The organism is Streptomyces sp. 1331.2, assembly GCF_900199205.1.
Lineage (GTDB): Bacteria > Actinomycetota > Actinomycetes > Streptomycetales > Streptomycetaceae > Kitasatospora.
Window position 1 is genome coordinate 1,560,139 of sequence record NZ_OBMJ01000001.1, and the last position, 17,756, is coordinate 1,577,894.

The following is a 17,756-nucleotide window of genomic DNA, read 5'->3' on the forward strand; positions in this document are numbered from 1 at the left end:
CCGGTGCCCGTCCGGGGTCTTCTCCACGTCAACGTGGTTGACATAGCCTGCCGGGATGAGCGATCGCGTAGTCCCGGAACCGCAGCGCAGGCGGCGGCGCCCCACCAAGCAGGGCGTCGTCCTCTCGGCCGGGCTGATCGTCGACACCGCGATCCGGCTGATCGGACAGCACGGCGCCGAGGCGCTCACCGTACGGCGGCTGGGCGCGGCACTGGGCGCCGACCCGAGCGCGGTCTACCGCTACTTCCACAGCACCGACGACCTGCTGCTCGCGATCGCCGACGAGCTCATCGGCCGCGCCCAGCACGGCTGGCAGCCCACCGGGGACTGGAGGGCCGACCTGCGCGCCATCGGCCTGCGCATCCACGCCAGTTACCAGGCCCACCCGCAGGCCGCGCTGCTCGCCGCCCACCGCACCACCGGCCGTACCCACGAGATCGCCGCCGTCGAGGCCATCCTCGGCACCCTGCGCACCGCCGGCTTCCCGGACGCGGAGGCCGTCCGCGTCTACCACGCCTTCGTCGACCAGAGCCTCGCCTTCGCCGCCCTGGACGCCGCCGCCCTCGCCCTGCCCGCGCCCGCCGCGGCTGCGGACCTCCAGGTCTGGCAGGCCTCCTACGCCCGCCTCGACGCCGCGGCCCACCCGCACATCGCCGCCACCGCCCACCTGCTCACCTCGGACATGCGCCGCAGCGGCTACCCGTACGCGCTGGACCTGCTCCTCGACGCCGCCGCGGCCCGGCTCCGGTCGGCGGACACCGGACCGGACGGCTGACGGCACGTCGGCCGGGACGACTGGCGGCACGCGGGCCGGGCGGCCGACTCGCGGACGCACGCGGCCGCCGGTGGTGCGCCCCCGTGCGCGCACCACCGGCGGCCGTCCCGGCCCGAGGGCCCCGCCCGGAGGCCCGTCCCGGGAAACCGGAGGCCCGTCCCGGGAACCCGGAGACCCCGGCTCGGGAGACCCGCCCCGCTCAGTCCGCCGCGTGCACCGACTCCCCGCCCACGTAGGTCCGCAGCACCCGCGCCTCGGCGATCTCCTCCGCCGGCCCGGTGAGGATGTCCCGGTCGAGCACGACCAGGTCCGCGAGCCGCCCGGCCGCCAGCACCCCCGCGTCGTCGTGCCCGTTGACGTATGCGGACCCGGCCGTGTACGCGGCGATCGCCGAGCCCAGGTCGAGCCGCTGCTCGGGCAGGAAGACCCGGCCGTCGGTGGCCCCCGGCTCCATCCGGTTGACCGCCACGTGCAGGCCCGCGAGCGGGTCCGGGCTGCTCACCGGCCAGTCGCTGCCCGCCGCCAGGGTGGCGCCCGCGCGCTGCAGGGCGCCGAACGGGTACTGCCAGGCGGCGCGTTCGGGCCCGAGGAAGGGGATCGTCAGTTCGTCCATCTGCGGTTCGTGGGCGGCCCACAGCGGCTGGATGTTGGCGATCGCCCCCAGCTGCGCGAAGCGGGCGAGGTCGTCCGGGTGGACGACCTGGAGGTGGGCGAGGTGGTGCCGGGCGCCGCGCCGGCCGTTGGCGGTGCGGGCGGCCTCGACGGCGTCCAGCGCCTCGCGGACGGCGCGGTCGCCGAGCGCGTGGAAGTGCACCTGGAAGTCGAGCGCGTCCAGTTCGGTGACGTAGCCGCGCAGCGCGGCCGGATCGACGAAGCTGAGGCCGGAGTTGGCGGTGGCGCAGCCGCACCCGTCCAGGTAGGGGCTGGTCATCGCGGCGGTGAAGTTCTCCGCGATGCCGTCCTGCATGATCTTCACCGAGCCGGCCCGGAACCGTCCGTGGCTCGACTCCGCGCGCCGCCGGACGAGTTCGGGGATCTGTTCGGCGCCGCGGTCGCGCTGCCACCAGAGCGCGCCGGTCACCCGGGCGGTCAGTGCGCCGGAGCGCGCCGCGGCCAGGTAGGCGTCGGACGGGTCGGGCTGGCCGTTGAACTCGCCGAGCAGGGCGTCCTGCCAGCCGGTGATGCCGAGCGAGTGCAGCAGCCGCTGGGCGCGCAGCAGCCCCTCCAGCCGGTCGGCGGCAGTGGACGGCGGCAGCAGCCGGGCGACGAGCGCGGTGGCGCCCTCCTGGAGCATGCCGCTGGGGGTGCCGTCGGGCTCGCGCTCGATCCGCCCGTCGGCCGGGTCGGGGGTGTCCCGGGTGAGGCCGGCGAGTTCCAGCGCCCGGGTGTTGGCCCAGGCGCCGTGGTGGTCCCGGTTGGTGAGGTACACCGGCCGGTCGGGGACGACGGAGTCGAGCAGCTGGCGGGTCGGCAGGCCGCCGCCGAAGCTCTCCATCGACCATCCGCTGCCGGTGATCCACTCCCGCCCGGGGTCGGCCTCGGCGTACGCCCGGATCCGTTCCAGGTAGTCGGCGACGCCGACCGTGCCGGTGAGGTCGCAGACGGCCAACTCGGTGCCGCCGAACACCGCGTGGATGTGCGCGTCCTGGAAGCCGGGCAGCAGCAGTTTGCCGGTGAGGTCCACGACCTCGGTCCGCGGCCCGATCAACTCCCGGACCTCGTCGTGCCCGACGGCGGCGATCCGTTCGCCGATCACCGCCAGCGAGGTCGCCCGCGTGCGGGCGGCGTCGCCGGTGTGCACGGGTCCGCCGGTGAATACCAGATCGGCCTCGGTCATGGGGTGGTGCTCCGTTCCTGGGTCCGGTGAATCTCTTGTCCCACAATGGGGTTGGGCATGGGGGGCGTCCTCAGCCCGCCTGCTCCGTGGCGGGCCTGGGCCGTTCCGGGACGGGCCTGGCCCGTTCCAGGAAGTACGGCGAGCGGCGCCGCCAGCGGGCCCAGGCCGCCGCCGGGAGTCCGGTGACGACCATCAGCACCACCACGGTGAGCTCGAACCACCCGTTGTCGGCGGCGAGTTCGAAGTGGTCGGTGGAGTCGTAGAAGCTCCAGGCCAGGTAGCCGCCGACGACGAGCAGCGCCGCCGCGCCCAGCAGCGGGCCGACCACCGCGCGCAGGCCCTGCGCCGGGTGGGTGCGCAGCAGGCCGCGGAAGCGGACGGCGGCCGCGACGGCGGTCAGCGCGTAGTAGAGGGCGACGATGATGCCGATCGCGTTGACGGCGGCCGAGATCAGGTCGTTGACGGTCGGGATGGCCAGCGAGGCGAGGGCGAGCAGGACGGCGACGCCGGTGATCAGCAGCGTGCCGACGGCGGGGGTGGCGTGCCGGGGGTGCAGTCGGGTCCAGACCGGGCCGAGTGCCTGGTCGCGTCCCATCGCGTACAGTCCGCGGGCGGTGGGGATCACCGAGGACTGCAGCGAGGCGACTGCGGAGAACATCAGGGCGATCAACGGCAGTGCGGCGAGCGGCTGGTGGGCGAGCGTGGTACCGAAGTAGGTCAGCCCGTGGGCGCCGTTGTCGGCCAACTCGCCCATCGGCAGTACGCGTTGGAAGGCGGTGCCGGCGAGCAGGAAGAGCAGCAGCATCACCACGAGGGCGAGCATGCCGCCGCGGGAGGCGTCGCGTGGGTCGCGGACCTCCTCGCCGACGCTGAACACCGACTCGAAGCCCCAGTAGCAGAACACCGCCAGCACCATGCCCTGGGCGACGGCGTCGAAGGAGGGGATGTCGAAGGGGTTGTACCACTGGAGCGAGAACGGCTGGTCGCCCGCGGACAGCCCGTATCCGCAGAAGCCGAGCAGCACGGCGTACTCGAACACCAGCAGGGCCTTCTGCAGTCGGGCCGCCAGGTCCAGGCCGCGTACCGCGATCAGTGCGGCGCCGATCAGGACCACCAGGCCGAGCAGGGTGCACTGGACGGTCGAGTCGGCGTCCAGTCGCAGGCCGGCGATGCTGCGCAGGTGGGCCTGGTCGAGCAGTTGGATGACCGAGGAGCCGGTGACGGTCGTGGTGTAGGCCATGAAGACGACGGTCCCCACGGTGTTGACCCAGCCGGTGAGGAAGCCGAGCCAGGGGCTGAGGGTGCGTCCGACCCACCGATAGCTGCTGCCGGCGTCCGGTTCCACGGTGTTCAGCCGTCCGTACCCGCCCGCGATGGCGAGCACGGGCAGGAAGGCCAGCAGCATGATCGCCGGGAGGTGGAGGCCGACCACTCCGGCCATCAGGCCCAGGCCGATGCCGATGCTGCTGGTGGCGGCCGTGCTGGAGGCGGCGATCACCGCGCCGTCCAGCAGGCCGAGGGATTGCCGCATCACGACGTGGGGGGCGCTCGCGTCCGTTCTCGGAGCGCTGCCCGGGTCCTTCACCGTCGATGCCAACGGATCACCGCCTTGGTCGTGGGGGTGCACGTGGTTCGTGGGGTGCACGTGTGGGGGGAACGCGCGCGCCGGAGGGGGGAGGCGCGTGCGGAAGTGCGAGCCATGAAACCGGCGCCGCCGTCACACGTCAATGCTGTTGTCATAAGGGCGAAGCCGATGATTTCCGCACCGCACGCCTGTGGTTCACCACGGGTTCACCTGTCGTCCGGAACCGTGTTCATTCGGGACGTCTACGTTCTTTCCGCCGAAGGTCACCGGGACCGTGTCGACGAGAGGGAACCCACAGATGCTCCAGCGCAACCGCCGGTCCACCACCCTCGCCCTGAGCGCGGTGGCGCTGGCCGGCGCCCTGTCGCTCACCGCGTGCGGAAGCGACGACAACAAGACGGGGAACACCGCGGCGAGCGGTTCCGCGAGCGGCGGCGGCGCGGTCGCCTGCGGCAAGGGCGGCACCCTCCTCGGCGCGGGCTCCACGGCGCAGGGCAACGCGATGGACCAGTGGAAGACGGCCTACTCCGCCGCCTGCTCCGGCACCACGATCAACTACAGCGGCGGCGGCTCCGGCGCGGGCGTCCAGCAGTTCACCCAGGGCAAGGTCGCCTTCGCGGGCACCGACTACGTGCTCAAGGCCGCCGACGTCGAAGCCTCCAAGGCGGTCTGCTCCGGCGGCAAGGCCATCGACCTGCCGATGGTCGGCGGCCTCGTCTCGCTGGTCTACAACGTGGACAACGTCGACAACCTGGTCCTGGACGGCCCGACCGCCGCCAAGATCTTCGACTCGCAGATCACCAAGTGGAACGACCCGGCCATCGCCGCCCTCAACCCGGGCGCCAAGCTGCCGGACGCCGAGATCCAGTCCTTCCACCGCTCGGACGACTCCGGCACCACCTTCAACCTGACCTCCTACTTCGCCAAGACCTCCGGCGGCGCCTGGAGCGCGGCCCCGGACAAGGCGTGGAAGGGCAAGGGCGGCCAGTCCGCCAACGGCAGCGCCGGCCTCTCCGCCCAGATCAAGCAGGTCAAGAACTCCATCGGCTACGCCGAGCTGTCCTACGCCCAGATCAACAACCTCAGGAGCGCCGCCATCAGCACCGGCGCCGCCAAGCCGGTCGAGGCCACCGCCGCCAACGCCGCCAACACCTTCGCCACCTCCACCGTCGTCGGCACCGAGGGCGACCTCGCCCTCTCCCTCGACTACGGCACCAAGGCCGACAACGCCTACCCGATCGTCCTCGTCACCTACGAGGTCGTCTGCGACAAGGGCAACAAGGCCGAGACCCTCGACACCCTCAAGTCCTTCCTCACCTACACCATCGGCGACCCCGCCCAGCAGGCCATCGGCGAGAAGGGCTACGTCCCCCTCCCCGCCACCATCGCCGACAAGGTCAAGACCGCCGTCTCCACCCTCGCCTGACCCACCCACCCCCGGCGCCGGCCCCCACCACCGGGGGGCGGCGCCGGGGCGCGGGGCTCAGCGTGGCGTTCGCACCGCCCGGGCGGCGGCCACCCGTCGGAGCAGGGCGCGGCGTTGTGGGTCCTCGGGCTGAGGAGTCCGCGAGCCGGGCGAGGCCTTCGGGGTCTCGGCCGGCGGGGTGAGGCGGGCGGCCAGGGAACGGGCGGTGGGGTACTCGAAGACGACGTGCGACGGCACCGGCCGGTCCAGGCGCTTGGCGAGGCGGGCACACAGGGCCAGGACGGCCATGGAGTCGGCGCCGTGGTGGAACACGTTGTCGTCGGGGCCGAGTTGCGCCGCCAGGACGTCGCCGAGGACGTCGAGGACCACCGCCTCGACGGGCGTCCCGGCCCGCTCGGCGGGGCGCCGGCCGCCCGCTCCCGTCGGGCCCGCGCCCTGCAGCTGCCGGGCCAGTGCGCCGGTGTCGACCTTGCCGTTGACGGTGAGCGGCAGGTCCCGGTGGACGCCCACCCGGGCGGGCACCAGGTACCCGGGCAGCCGGCCGCCGAGCCAGTCGCGCAGGTCCTCGGGCGTCACGGCGGAGTCGGCCACGGTCTCGACGGCGGCCGCGAGTTGGCGGCCGGTGGGCGAGTCCACGGCGAAGGCGACGGCGTGGCGCACGGCGGGGTGGGCGGCGAGGGCGGTCTCGACCTCGCCGGCCTCGATCCGGAAACCGCGGATCTTCAGCTGCTTGTCCCGGCGGCCCAGGTACTCCAGGGCGCCGTCCGGCAGCACCCGGCCGTAGTCGCCGGTGCGGTAGACCCGCTCACCGGGCGCCCAGGGGTGGGCGGGGAACCGCTGCGCGGTCAGCTCCGGGTCGTTGAGGTAGCCGACGGCCAGGCCCGGGCCGCCGACCACGATCTCGCCGACGGCCCCGACCGGCAGCGGCCGGAGCCGTTCGTCCATGACGTGCGCCGTGGACCCGTGGATCGCGCGGCCGATCGGCACCGAGCGACCGGCGGCGGGGTCCCGGTCCAGCCGGTGGCAGCAGGAGAACGTGGTGTTCTCGGTGGGGCCGTAACCGTTCATCAGGACGGAGCGCGGCACCGAGCGGGCGGCCTCGGCGAACAGCTCGGGCGGAACCGCCTCGCCGCCGACCAGCAGGTGGCGCATCCCGGCCAGGGCCTGCGGTGCGGCCTCCACCATCCGCGCGAACAGGGTGACGGTGAAGAAGCCCGCGGTGATCCGGTGGCGCTCGATGGCCCGGCACAGCAGCAGCGGGTCCTTGAGCTCGCGCGCCGTCGGCACCACGACCGTGCCGCCGTTGGCCAGTGCGCCCCAGACTTCGAGGGTGGCCGCGTCGAAGGACGAGTTGGCCACCAGCAGGGTGCGGTCCTGCGGGCCCAGCGGCAGCGTGCTGCTCTCGCGGACGAGCCGCACGACGGCGTGGTGCGGGATGCCGACGAGCTTGGGGACGCCGGTGGAGCCGGAGGTCGGCATCACGTAGGCCAGCGCGTCGTGCGCGGGGCTGTCGGCGACCCGGGCGGCACCGGCGGCGCTGTCGGCATCGGCGGCGCTGTCGGCGACGCGGTCGACCAGGACGAGCGACATCCCCTCCGGCAGTTCGGCGGGGTCGAGCAAGCCCTCGCGGGTCAGCACGACCCGGGCGCCGGAGCGGCCGGCGAGGTCGGCCAGCCGGGTGGCGGCGTGCTCGGGGGCCAGCGGGAGATAGCAGGAGCCCGCCTTGAGCACGGCCAGCAGGCCCGCGACGAGGTCCGCCGACTTCTCCAGCACCACCACGACCGGGTGCTGCTGGTCCGCGTCGGCGCCGAGTCCGGCCGCGATGGCCTCGGCCCGGCGCACCAGCTCCGCGTAGCCGAGCCGGCGGTCCCCGTCGATGACGGCGGTGGCCTGCGGGTCGCGGGCCGCGTGGCCGTCGACCAGGGCGGTCAGGGTCTCCCGCGGGGCCGGCGGCGGCAGGGGCCGGCCCGGCCCGCCGAGGACGGTCAGCTGCTCGGCGGCGCCCATCGCGGGCAGTTCGCCGAGCGGCAGTTCGGGGTGCTCGGCGAGCGCCGCGAGGAAGGCCGCGAAGCCGTCGGCGAGCCGTTCGCGGGTGCCGTCGAGGAACTGCGCCGGGTCGCACAGCCAGCGCAGCCGGATCCGCTCGTCCTCGTCCCCGAAACCCTCGGCCACGTGACCGTCCTCGACGAACAGCGCGAGGTCGTACACGGCGTTGCTCGGGATCGACGGCCAGCGGCCGAAGGTGAGCCCGGCGGCGGTGCGCGGGCCGGCGGGCGCGACGTGCTGCGCGACGACGAGGCGTGCCGGTCCGGGGGTGCCGCCGGTGAAGTCGAGGGACTGGATGATCTCCTCGAACGGCAGCGCCGCGTGGTCGAGCGCCCGGCCGGCCAGGGCGGCCAGCTCGCGCAGGTACGCGGGGAACGACTGGTCCTCGCGGACGCGGTCGCGCAGCGGCACGAGGTTGACGAAGTAGCCGATGGCGCTGTGCGCGTCGAAGGTGTCCCGGGTGGAGGCCGCGATGCTCACGGTGTTGTCCGGGCCCAGGCCGCGCAGGTGGAGGTAGGCCTTGAAGGCGGCGGTGACGGCGGTGAAGCGGGTGGTGCCCGCCCCGGCCGCGAGCCGGCCCAGCGCGGCGGTGGCGGTGGCGTCCAGGCGCTGCTCCAGCACGCTGGTGCGGCGGGCCGGCGCGGGCCCCGCGGTGAAGGGCTCCGGCAGCAGCATCGTGTCGGTGAAGCCGTCCAGTGCCTGGGACCAGTACTGACGCAGCGTCGTGCCCTGCGGCCCGGCGAGCAGGCGCCGCTGCGCCTCGGCGGCATCGGCGGGGTGGGCGCCGGGGGCGAGGGCGGGTTCCGCGTCGGGGTCCTGGTAGGCCTCGGCGAGGTGGGCCTCGAAGAGCTCCGCCGACCAGCCGTCGAACACCAGGTGGTCGGCGGCCAGGACGAGTGCCGCGGTGCCGGGCGCGGTGACCAGCTCGGCGTGCCAGCAGGCTCGGGAGACGTCGAAGCGGTGGCGCAGCCAGTGGTCGATCCGGGCCTGCACCGCGTCCCGGTCGGCCGCCGCGTGGACGCCGAACGGGACCTGGTCCGCGCCGGACGGGGCAGAGTCCGCGCCGGGGGCGGGCTGGACGAGCTGGACGGGCCGGCCGTCCCCGCCGGCGGCGAAGACGGTGCGCAGTGCCTCGTGCCGGGCGGCGACCCGGGCCACGGCGCGCCGCAGGCGGTCCCGGTCGTACGCACCGTCGAGCCGGACGGCGTGCACGACGGTGGTGTCGGAGCTCTCCGGGTGCAGTTCGCGCCAGGCCCAGAGCCCTTCCTGGCTGCGGGCGGCCGGCTTGCGGCCCAGGCGGGCACCGGGCTGCGTCGCCCTGCTGGGTGCCTCGGGCTCGTCGGTGGGCTGCTCGGTGGCGGTCCTCCGGGCGAGCTCGCGCACCGTCCCGGCGGTCAGGGTGTCGGTCGCGCCGACGGTCAGGCCGTGCCGGCGCAGCCGGGAGGCGATGTGCATGGCCGCCAGCGAGCCGCCGCCGACGGCCGGGAACGGGTCCGTCACGCCCAGCCAGGGGGCGTCCAGGACCTCCCGCCAGACGTCGAGGACCAGCTGCTCGCGCTCGCCCTCGGCGGCGGTGGCCGGGCCGAGCGCGGTGGGCCGGGAGCGGTCGGCGAGCAGGGCTGCGGTGTCGACCTTGCCGTTCGCGGTGAGCGGGAAGGCCGCGGTCAGGATGATCCGGGTGGGGCGGGCGGCGGCGGGCAGCCGGTCGGCGGCCCAGGAGCCCAACTCCTCGGCGAGGCCGGGGGCTTCGGGATCCTCGACCTCCATCGCGGCGGCGAGCCGTGGGCCGACGGGGGTGGGGGTGACGATCGCCAGGGCGCGGCGCACCGCGGGGTGCGCGCCGAGCACGGCCTCGGTCTCGCCGAGTTCGACCCGGACCCCGTCGATCTTGAGCTGGCTGTCGCGGCGGCCGGCGAACTCCAGGGCCCCGTCGGGCAGCAGCCTGCCGTAGTCGCCGGTCAGGTAGGCGCGTTCGCCGGAGTCCCGCAGGTGGACGAAGGCCGCCGCGGTGAGCTCCGGCGCGTCGAGGTAGCCGCGGGCCAGGCCCGCGCCGGTGAGGACGATCTGGCCGACCTCGCCGGCGGGCACCGGGCGCAGCTCGTCGTCGAGCAGGTGGACGGCCATGCCGGCGACCGCGCGGCCGATGGGCGTGCGGCGCCAGGGGTCCTCGACCCGGTCGAACAGGTGCATCGCGCCGACGACGGTGGACTCGGTGGGGCCGTAGCCGTTGATCAGGCGCAGGCCCGGTACGGCCGCCACCAGTCGGCCGAGCAGCTGCTGGGGCAGCGGTTCGACGCCGACCAGCACGCGGTCCAGCACGCAGGCCCGGGCGCCCTGGTCACCGCCGGAGGCCTGGTCACCGCCGGAGACCCGCTCGCCACCCGCGGCCCGCTGCTCGGCGATGTCGACCAGCTCCGCCAGCATCCCGGCGGGGAGGTAGGCGTGGTTGACCCGGCGCTCGCAGAGCTCGTCCCAGAGCCGTTCCGGGTCGCGCACCACCTCGTCGTCGGGGACGTGGACGGTGCCGCCGTTGACGAGGGTGTTGAACACCTCCCAGACCGTGACGTCGAATCCGGGGCTGCCGACCATGGTCCCGACCGGCCGGTTCAGGCACGGCGCCAACTCGTTGACGGCACGCACCATGTTGAGCACCGAGTGCTGCTCGATCTGCACGCCCTTGGGGGTGCCGGTGGAGCCGGAGGTGAAGAGCACGTAGGCGAGGTCCTGCGGATCCACCTCGGCGGGCCCGTCCACGGCCGGGGCGTCGGACAGCACGGTGTGCGCGTCGAGCGGGACGAGCGGGCAGTCGAGGCCGCCGGGGGTTTCGCCCGGGGCGGCCTCCACGACGGCGGCGGGCTGCAGTCGGGCGAGCACTGCGGCGCGGCGCCCGGCCGGGAACGCGGTGTCGACGACGCAGTAGGCGGCGCCCGCGTACAGGATGCCGAGGAGCCCGAGCACGGTCTCGGCGCTCCGGCCGCCGACCACGGCGACGCGGTCGCGCGGCCGGACTCCGGCCTCCCGCAGGGCCCGGGCCAGTTGCCGGGCCCGGTGGTCGAGTTCGGCCCAGGTCCACCGGCGCGACCGGTCGGTGAGCGCCGGGTGGTCGGGGGCCTCGGCGGCTCGCGCGGCGAGGACGGCGGCCAGTGTGTCGGGTGTGGTGGTCATGGCGTGCCTCACGAGACGGAAGAGGTCTGGGCGGGGACGGTCGCGGGGGCGGTCGCGAGGTCGGGGACGGTCGCGGGGGCCGGGGCAGTCGCGGGGGCCGCGGGGGCAGCAGCAGGAGCGGCGGCCAGGGCGAAGCGGCGGGCGAAGCGGTTGCCGTCCGCGACCGGCGCGGTCTGCGGCGCGGGCAGCAGTTCGTCGTCCCGGCCCTCGGCGAGCGCGGTCAGCAGCTCGGCCAGCCGCGTGGTGAAGCGTTCGACGGTGGCGCGCAGGTAGCGGTCGGGCGCGTAGAGGAGGTGGATGGTCAGCCCGTCCGGGTGGGGCAGGAACTCGATGCACAGGTCGAACTTGACCGCGCCGGGCGGCGGCAGCCGCAGCGACGTCACCTCGTCCGGGCCGGCCGGGTGCTGCTCGCCGTCGAACATCGTGACGACGACGGAGAAGAGCGGGTTGCGCTGCTCCTGGCCGCCGAGCCCGGAGCGGTTCACCACGTCCTGGTACGGGGTCGAGGCGTGCTCCAGGGCGCCGAGGAAGACCTCGCGCACATGGCCGACGGCGTCGCGCAGCCGTCCGCCCGCGGCGTGCGGGCGCAGCCGCAGCACCACCGGGTCGACGAACATGCCGACGACCGACTCGAAGGCGGGCAGCGCGCGGTTGGCGAGGTTCGATCCGACGACCACCTCCGCGCGGCCCGACCACTCCGCCAGGGCCACCGAGGCGGCGGTGAGCGCCAGCGCGTACAGCGTGGTGCCCTGTTCGCTCGCGACCCGGCGCAGCTGCCGGGTCAGCTCGGTGGGCAGCAGTCGGCGCAGCGCGGCGGCCTCGCCGGGCACGCCCTCGGCCGCGCTGTCGGCGACGGGGGCGGACGGGTCGAGTCCGCGGATGACCTCCTGCCAGTAGGCGAGGTCGCGTTCGCGCACCTCGGCGGCGAGGGAACGCTCCCAGCCGACGAAGTCGCTGTAGTCCGCCGGCGGGAGGGCGAGTCGTTCCGGCGCCGTGCCGTCGGCCAGGGCGAGGAGGTCGCGCCGGAGGATGTCCACCGACCAGGCGTCCATGGTGACGTGGTGGCAGACCAGCAGGACGCGTACGGCTGCGGGCTCGGTGGCGATCAGGACCCGGACGGCGTGCTGTTCGAGGTCGAAGGGCCGGCGGACGAACGGCAGCGCCGCGCGCTGGAAGGCGGCTTCCAGCTCCGCCTCGTCCGCGCCCGCGGACGCGCCCCCGTCGGCCCCCAGGTCGACCGTGTCGACGGGGACCGCGTCCACCGGGGCCGTGACGCGCAGCGGTGCGCCGTCCGGCCCGGGCAGGTACCGGGTGCGCAGTTCGGTGTGCCGCTGCAGGAGGGCCGCCACGGCGGCGCGGGCACCGGCCTCGTCCAGCTGCGGCAGCCGCCAGCCGAACGGGACGTTGTAGTGGTTCGAGTCCGGGTCGAACTGCCAGAGGTACCAGAGGCGTTGCTGCATGGTGGAGAGCGCGTCCGAGGGCTCGAAGGCGGGGGTCGCGGGGCCGGTGGCGGACGGGCCGGACGGGCCGGTGGCGGTGCCGTCGGCGCAGAGCTCGGCGAGCGCGCCGAGCGTGCTCGCGCGCAGCATCTCGGCCAGCGACGCCGCGGTGCCCAGGGCGGTGCGCAGCCGGGCGGCGATCTGCATCATCTGCAGCGAGTCGACGCCGAGGCCGGCGAGGCTCTGCTCCGGGTCGGCGCAGGCCTGACCGGTGACCTCGGCGACGGTGGCGGCCACCGCGGCGAGCACGGATCCGCCGTCGAGGGCGGCGCCCGTCCCGGCCGCACCGGCCACCTCGGCCAGCCCGGCGGCGACCCGGCGGCGGCGCGCCGCGAGGTCTCCGGCGGCGGCCACCAGCACCGGGGCGTCGGAGCGCAGCGCCCGGCGCAGCAGCCGGACACCCGCGTCGGTGCCCAGCGCGTCGGGCCCCGGCGTGCCGTCGGCGCTCCAGCCGTCCCAGCGCACGCTGCGCCACACCGGGCCGTCCGCGGGCCGCGGGCGGGCCGCCAGGGCGTCCAGGTAGGCGTTGCCCGCCGCGTACGCGCCGAACCGGAATCCGCCGAGCACGGTGGAGATCGAGGAGTACAGCAGGACGAAGTCGCAGTCCGTGCCGTGCAGCGCCTCGGCGAGGATCGCCGCGCCGCGGACCTTGGCGGCGGTGATGGCGAGCGCGTTCTCCGCGCTGGTGTCGGTCAGTTCGCGGAACTCGCTGGTGTCGGTGTGCCCGGCGAGGTGCAGCACCCCGTCCAGGCGTCCGTGCCGCGCGACGAGCTCGGCGACGGCGGCCCGGACGGCGGTGGCGTCGGTGACGTCCAGGACCAACTCCTCGACGGTGGAGCCGAGTTCGGTCACCTGGGCAAGGATCGCCGCGTGTTCGGGGGCGGCCGGGCGGCCCACCGTACGGCCGGCGAGCACCAGCGTGCAGGGGGCCTCCTCGCTCAGCGCCCGGGCGGCGGCGGCGCCGATCCGGCCGTTGCCGCCGAGCAGCAGGTAGACGCCGCCGCGCCGGACCGGCGTGGGCCGGTCGGCCGGGGCGGGCTCGTAGCGCACGGTGTAGCGGTGGCCGGCGCGCAGGGCGACGTCCTCCGGGCTCGGGGCGAGGATCTCGGTCACGAGCGCGTCGAGGTCGTCGGCCGCTTCGGTGCGGGCGTCCGGGGCCGGGTCCAGGTCCACCAGGTGCGCGGAGACGCCGGGCAGCTCGTGCGGGGCGCAGCGGATCAGGCCGAGGACGGCCGCGGCCGAGGCGTCCGGCTGCTCGCCGGCGGTGACCGGGAGCAGGCCCCGGGTGACGAGGTGCACCGAGCGCACGGTGGCGCCGTGGGCGGCGAGGGCGCGGGCCGGGGCGAGCAGGCCTCGTTCGAGCCAGGCGGCCAGCGCCTCGGGCCCGGCAGGCTCGGCAGGCCCGGCGGGCTCGGCAGGCTCGGCGGGGTCGGCGGGTACGCCGGTGGCGGCCACCGCGAGGGTGAGGTCGACGACGTGCTGGGCCGGGGAGCGCGGGGAGTCTCCGGGCGCCAGCAGCTCGACCTGGTGGCCGGCCCGCTCGATCCGGGCCGCCAGTTCGGCAACCAGTGAGGAGGACGGCGAGCCGGCGGCAGCCGCCGGTACGAGGAGCGCGACGCGCAGTGCCTCGGCCGGCGGGGTGAGGGCGCCGCGCGGGGAGATCCGCGCGACCGGCAGGCTCAACTCCTCGGCGCCGCGCAGCCCTTCGGCGGCGGGGGCGGTGGCGGTGGTGCGCTCGTGCCGCCAGTAGCGGTGTGCGGCGAAGGGGTAGCCGGGGAGGCGGACGAAGGCACGGTCGGCGGTCTGGTTCAGCGCGTCCCAGTCGACCGGGGTGCCGAGCGCCCAGAGCCGGCCGAGCGCGGTGGCCAGCGCTTCGAAGCCGTCGGCGGCGCCGGCCGAGACAGCGACCGCGAGCTCGGCCGTGCGGCCGGTGCCCTCCGCGGCGGCACGGGAGACGAGTGCCGTGAGTGCGGTGCCGGGGCCGAGTTCGCAGAAGCGCAGCCGGTCGGCCTCCAGCAGGCACCCGGCGGCGGAGGCGAACCGGATCGGCTCGCGCAGGTGGCGCACCCAGTAGTCGGGGGCCGCCCACTCCTCCGGTTCGGCCCAGGTTCCGGTCAGGGTGGAGGGCATTGCGGCGCGGGCCGGTCGCGGGTCGGCGGCGGCGACGGCCTGCCGGTAGGCGTCCAGGATCGGGTCCATCAGCGGCGAGTGGAAGGCGATCGCACCGGGCAGGATCCGGCAGTTGATCCCGCGGGCGGTCAACTCCCGCTGTGCGGCCTCCACTTCCGCGACGCCGCCGGAGAGCACCAGCCGGTCGGTCGCGTTGTGTCCGGCCAAGGCCAGGCGCTCGCCCAGCAGTTCGGCCACGTCCCGCGGTGCGCAGTTGGCGGTGAGCATCGCGCCCGGCTCGCAGCCGCGCATCAGGGTGTCCCTGGTGTGCAGCAGCCGCATCACCGCGGCGCGCTCGAAGACTCCGGACAGGTGGGCGGCGGCGTACTCGCCGAGGCTGCTGCCGAGGTACGTGTCGGCGTGCACGCCGAGGTGTTCGAGCAGCCGGGCGTAGGCGATCTCCACGGCCACCAGCGCCGGCTGGTACGGGTTGCCCGCGGTCGCCGGCCCCTCGCCATCACCGTTGCCGTAGCCGTTGCCGCGGCCGAGCAGCTGCTCCAGCAGGTCCGGCCCGGTCAGGTCCAGGGCCTCGGCGCACCGGTCGATCTCGGCGCGGAAGACGGGGTGGGCCCGGTAGAGGTCGGCGGCGTGCCCGCCGGCCCGGCCCGCCTGCCCGGGGAAGCTGAACACCACCGGGGCGTCACCGCCGTACCGGTCGGCGGACAGCCGGTCCGCGACCGCCGGCAGCGCGCGCAGCGACTTGCGGGCCTGCTCGGCGTCGGCCGCGACGAGCACCGTCCGCGCGCCGGTGTGGGCGAAGCGGCCCCGGGCCAGGGTGTGCACGGTGTCGGCGAGGGCGGCCGCGGCGAGGTCGGGGCTGTCGGCGAGCGCCCGGGCGTGGCGTTCGAGCCCGGCCCGGTCGGGGGCGCAGAGCGGCAGGGCGAGCGGTCGGTCGGCCGCCGGGCGGGCCGGTTCGGCCGCGTAACTCTCGACGATGGCATGGGCGTTGGTGCCACCGACGCCGAAGGAGCTGACCGCGGCGCGGCGCACCGGCTCGGTCCACCGCTCGGCGGCCTGCGGAATCCGGAACGGCGTGGCGGCCAGGTCCAGGTCGGGGTTGAGGGCTTCGTGGCCGGCCAGCGGCGGCAGCAGCCCTTCGCGGACCGCGCACACCGCCTTGATCAGCCCGGCGACGCCGGCGGCGCGGTCGAGGTGCCCGAAGTTGGCCTTGAGCGAGCCCAGGGCGCAGAAGCCGGTCCGCTCGGTGAACAGCTCGTACGCCTGGCGCACCGCCTCGATCTCGATCGGGTCGCCCAGGCGGGTGCCGGTGCCGTGCGCCTCGAAGTACCCGATGGTCTCGGCGGGGACGTCGGCCAGGGCGAGCGCGGTGGCGATCAGCTCGGCCTGTCCCTGGACGTTGGGGGCCATGAAGCTGCTCTTGGCGCGGCCGTCGTTGTTGGTCGCGGTGGCGCGGATCACGGCGTGCACGGTGCGGCCCTGCGCCAGCGCGTCGCCGAGCCGCTGCAGCACCACGGCGCCGGCGCCGTTGGCGGGCACGGTGCCGTTGGCGGCGGCGCCGAAGGGGCGGCAGCGCCCGTCCGGGGAGGCGATCATGCCCTCCTGGTACACGTAGCCGAGGTCCTGGTCCGGGTCGAGCGAGACGCCGCCGGCCAGGGCCACGTCGGTCAGGCCGCCGCGCAGGCTCTGCACCGCCAGGTGCACGGCGACCAGCGAGGAGGAGCAGGCCGTCTGCACGTTGACCGCCTCGCCGCGCAGGTCGAGCAGGTAGGCGACGCGGGTGGCCAGGAAGTCGGGGCTGTTGGCGATCATGCGCCGGTAGCGCTCGTTCTCGTCCAGCCCGTCCACCGGGCCGGAGATCCGGTAGCGGCTCGGCGCGGCCGCCGCGTACACCGAGACGGTCCGCTCGGCCTCGCCCGGGACGACGGCGGCGTCCTCGAAGGCGTGCCAGGCCACCTCCAGGAAGACGCGGTGCTGCGGGTCGAGCAACTCCGCCTCGTGCGGGGTGAGTCCGAAGAAGGGGGCGTCGAACCGGTCCGGGTCCGCCAGCAGCCCACCGGCCGGCACCCGCGCGCCGGACGCACCGCCGGACGCACCGCCGGACCCGGCGCCCGGCTCCCAGCGGGTCACCCGGTCCTCGCCGTCGAGGCAGTGCCGCCAGAACTCGGCGAGGTCGGCCGAGCCGGGGAATCGGCCGGCCATGCCGACCACGGCGATGTCCGAGTCCTGGTAGGGCCCGTGGTCGGGCCCGTCGTAGGGTTCGTGGTCCGGTCGGTGGTCCGGCGGGGTCAGCGACATGATGGGGTGGCTCCTGGGGTTCTGCCGAGTCGGGGCGGGAATGGTCGGGCGGTCGGGCTCAGCCGCCGACCCGCTCGGTCGGTATGCAGTCCTCGATCAGCGCCGCGGCGGCGGCCACGTGCGCGGGGTCGAGCAGGGTGTGGTGGGTGCCCGGGGTCCAGCGCTGCGGGACGGCACGCCCGAACACCGCGGACCAGCCGAGGTCCTGCGGTGCGTCGCCCCAGCCGCTCTCGTCCAGCGCGCGGACCAGGACGACGGGCGCGGCGCAGGGCCGTACGGTGAACTCGGCGCGGGCGGCGCGCAGGTGCCAGCGGTAGGTGGCCGCGTACGGCTCCAGGTCGGCGGGGGTGAACCCGGCTCCCGGGGAGCGCTCCTCCAGGGCCCGGGCGACGGCCGCGAGGATCTGCGCGTCGTCGGCGTCGGCGGGCAGGTCGGGTTCCGCGACGCCGAACAGTGCGGCGATCTCCGCGGCCGGCCGGCGCGGGCGGACGCCGAGGACGGCCGGGGTCGCGCTGTCGAGCAGCAGCACGGCGCGCGGCGCGGCGCCGGCCTGCTCGGAGAGCCGGGCCATCTCCACCGCGACCGCGCCGCCGAGCGACCAGCCGACCAGCACCGTCCGGCGCAGGTCGGCCTGCGGTGCCAGTTCTTCGAGGTAGTCGGCGGCGATGGCGCCGATCGAGCAGCGGTCGGCGGGGGCGTCCGCATCGGCCTCGAAGGCGAGGACGCCCGGGCCGGGGGGCAGGTGCGGCAACAGCCTGCGGAAGCCTCCGGCGCTGCCGCCGGCCGGGTGGACGAAGGCGATCGAGTCGCCGCTGGGGCCCGCGGCACGCAGGCTGAGCAGATTGCCGCGTATCACGGTGTTCCTCTCGTGGTCGGGGGCCCGGGGGCGCGGGGCGCGCCCCCGGGGTGCCGGAAGGCCGCCGGGCCAACTGCCCGGCGGCCTTGGTCGGACGGCCTTGATCAGGCGGCCTTGATCAGGCGGCCCGGATCAGGCGGCC

The 17,756-nt window shown here is 75.6% G+C and carries 7 protein-coding genes; 2 read left to right on the forward strand and 5 right to left on the reverse strand.

Annotated features, from left to right (window positions below; genetic code table 11):
- The first annotated feature begins 55 nt into the window (after nucleotides 1-55).
- Nucleotides 56-775, forward strand: coding sequence for a TetR/AcrR family transcriptional regulator (locus CRP52_RS06655; RefSeq protein WP_097235547.1), 720 nt, complete (start codon nucleotides 56-58; stop codon nucleotides 773-775).
- Nucleotides 776-974: 199 nt separating this feature from the next.
- Here CRP52_RS06655 and CRP52_RS06660 read toward each other — a convergent pair whose 3' ends face one another.
- Both CRP52_RS06660 and CRP52_RS06665 read right to left on the reverse strand, forming a co-directional pair.
- On the reverse strand, nucleotides 975-2,612 hold the full coding sequence (locus CRP52_RS06660; protein ID WP_097235548.1) for an amidohydrolase: 1,638 nt from the start codon (nucleotides 2,610-2,612) through the stop codon (nucleotides 975-977).
- A 70-nt stretch (nucleotides 2,613-2,682) separates the two neighbouring features.
- Nucleotides 2,683-4,143, reverse strand: a complete 1,461-nt coding sequence (locus CRP52_RS06665) for an APC family permease (protein ID WP_097235549.1) — start codon at nucleotides 4,141-4,143, stop codon at nucleotides 2,683-2,685.
- A 352-nt stretch (nucleotides 4,144-4,495) separates the two neighbouring features.
- Here CRP52_RS06665 and pstS point away from each other — a divergent pair, with 352 nt between their 5' ends.
- The gene (gene pstS / locus CRP52_RS06670) at nucleotides 4,496-5,623 is read left to right on the forward strand and encodes a phosphate ABC transporter substrate-binding protein PstS (protein WP_097235550.1); all 1,128 of its coding nucleotides are present in this window, start codon (nucleotides 4,496-4,498) and stop codon (nucleotides 5,621-5,623) included.
- A gap of 57 nt (nucleotides 5,624-5,680) precedes the next feature.
- On the opposite strand, the gene CRP52_RS06675 is transcribed toward pstS, so the two are convergent.
- The 3 genes from CRP52_RS06675 to CRP52_RS06685 are packed head-to-tail and all read right to left on the reverse strand — an operon-like array spanning nucleotide 5,681 to nucleotide 17,614.
- Nucleotides 5,681-10,834: a non-ribosomal peptide synthetase gene (locus CRP52_RS06675; protein ID WP_097235551.1), complete on the reverse strand. Its 5,154-nt coding sequence runs from the start codon at nucleotides 10,832-10,834 to the stop codon at nucleotides 5,681-5,683.
- 8 nt (nucleotides 10,835-10,842) lie between these two features.
- The gene (locus tag CRP52_RS06680; RefSeq protein ID WP_097235552.1) at nucleotides 10,843-16,758 is read right to left on the reverse strand and encodes a type I polyketide synthase; all 5,916 of its coding nucleotides are present in this window, start codon (nucleotides 16,756-16,758) and stop codon (nucleotides 10,843-10,845) included.
- A gap of 58 nt (nucleotides 16,759-16,816) precedes the next feature.
- Nucleotides 16,817-17,614: an alpha/beta fold hydrolase gene (locus tag CRP52_RS06685; RefSeq protein WP_179852700.1), complete on the reverse strand. Its 798-nt coding sequence runs from the start codon at nucleotides 17,612-17,614 to the stop codon at nucleotides 16,817-16,819.
- Nucleotides 17,615-17,756 lie beyond the last annotated feature (142 nt).

Bases quoted from the DNA above. Each gene is read 5' to 3' on its own strand.
- CRP52_RS06655 (WP_097235547.1), top strand. From the start codon at position 56: ATGAGCGATCGCGTAGTCCCGGAACCGCAGCGCAGGCGGCGGCGCCCC.
- CRP52_RS06660 (WP_097235548.1), bottom strand. From the start codon at position 2,612: ATGACCGAGGCCGATCTGGTATTCACCGGCGGACCCGTGCACACCGGC.
- CRP52_RS06665 (WP_097235549.1), bottom strand. From the start codon at position 4,143: ATGCGGCAATCCCTCGGCCTGCTGGACGGCGCGGTGATCGCCGCCTCC.
- pstS (WP_097235550.1), top strand. From the start codon at position 4,496: ATGCTCCAGCGCAACCGCCGGTCCACCACCCTCGCCCTGAGCGCGGTG.
- CRP52_RS06675 (WP_097235551.1), bottom strand. From the start codon at position 10,834: ATGACCACCACACCCGACACACTGGCCGCCGTCCTCGCCGCGCGAGCC.
- CRP52_RS06680 (WP_097235552.1), bottom strand. From the start codon at position 16,758: ATGTCGCTGACCCCGCCGGACCACCGACCGGACCACGAACCCTACGAC.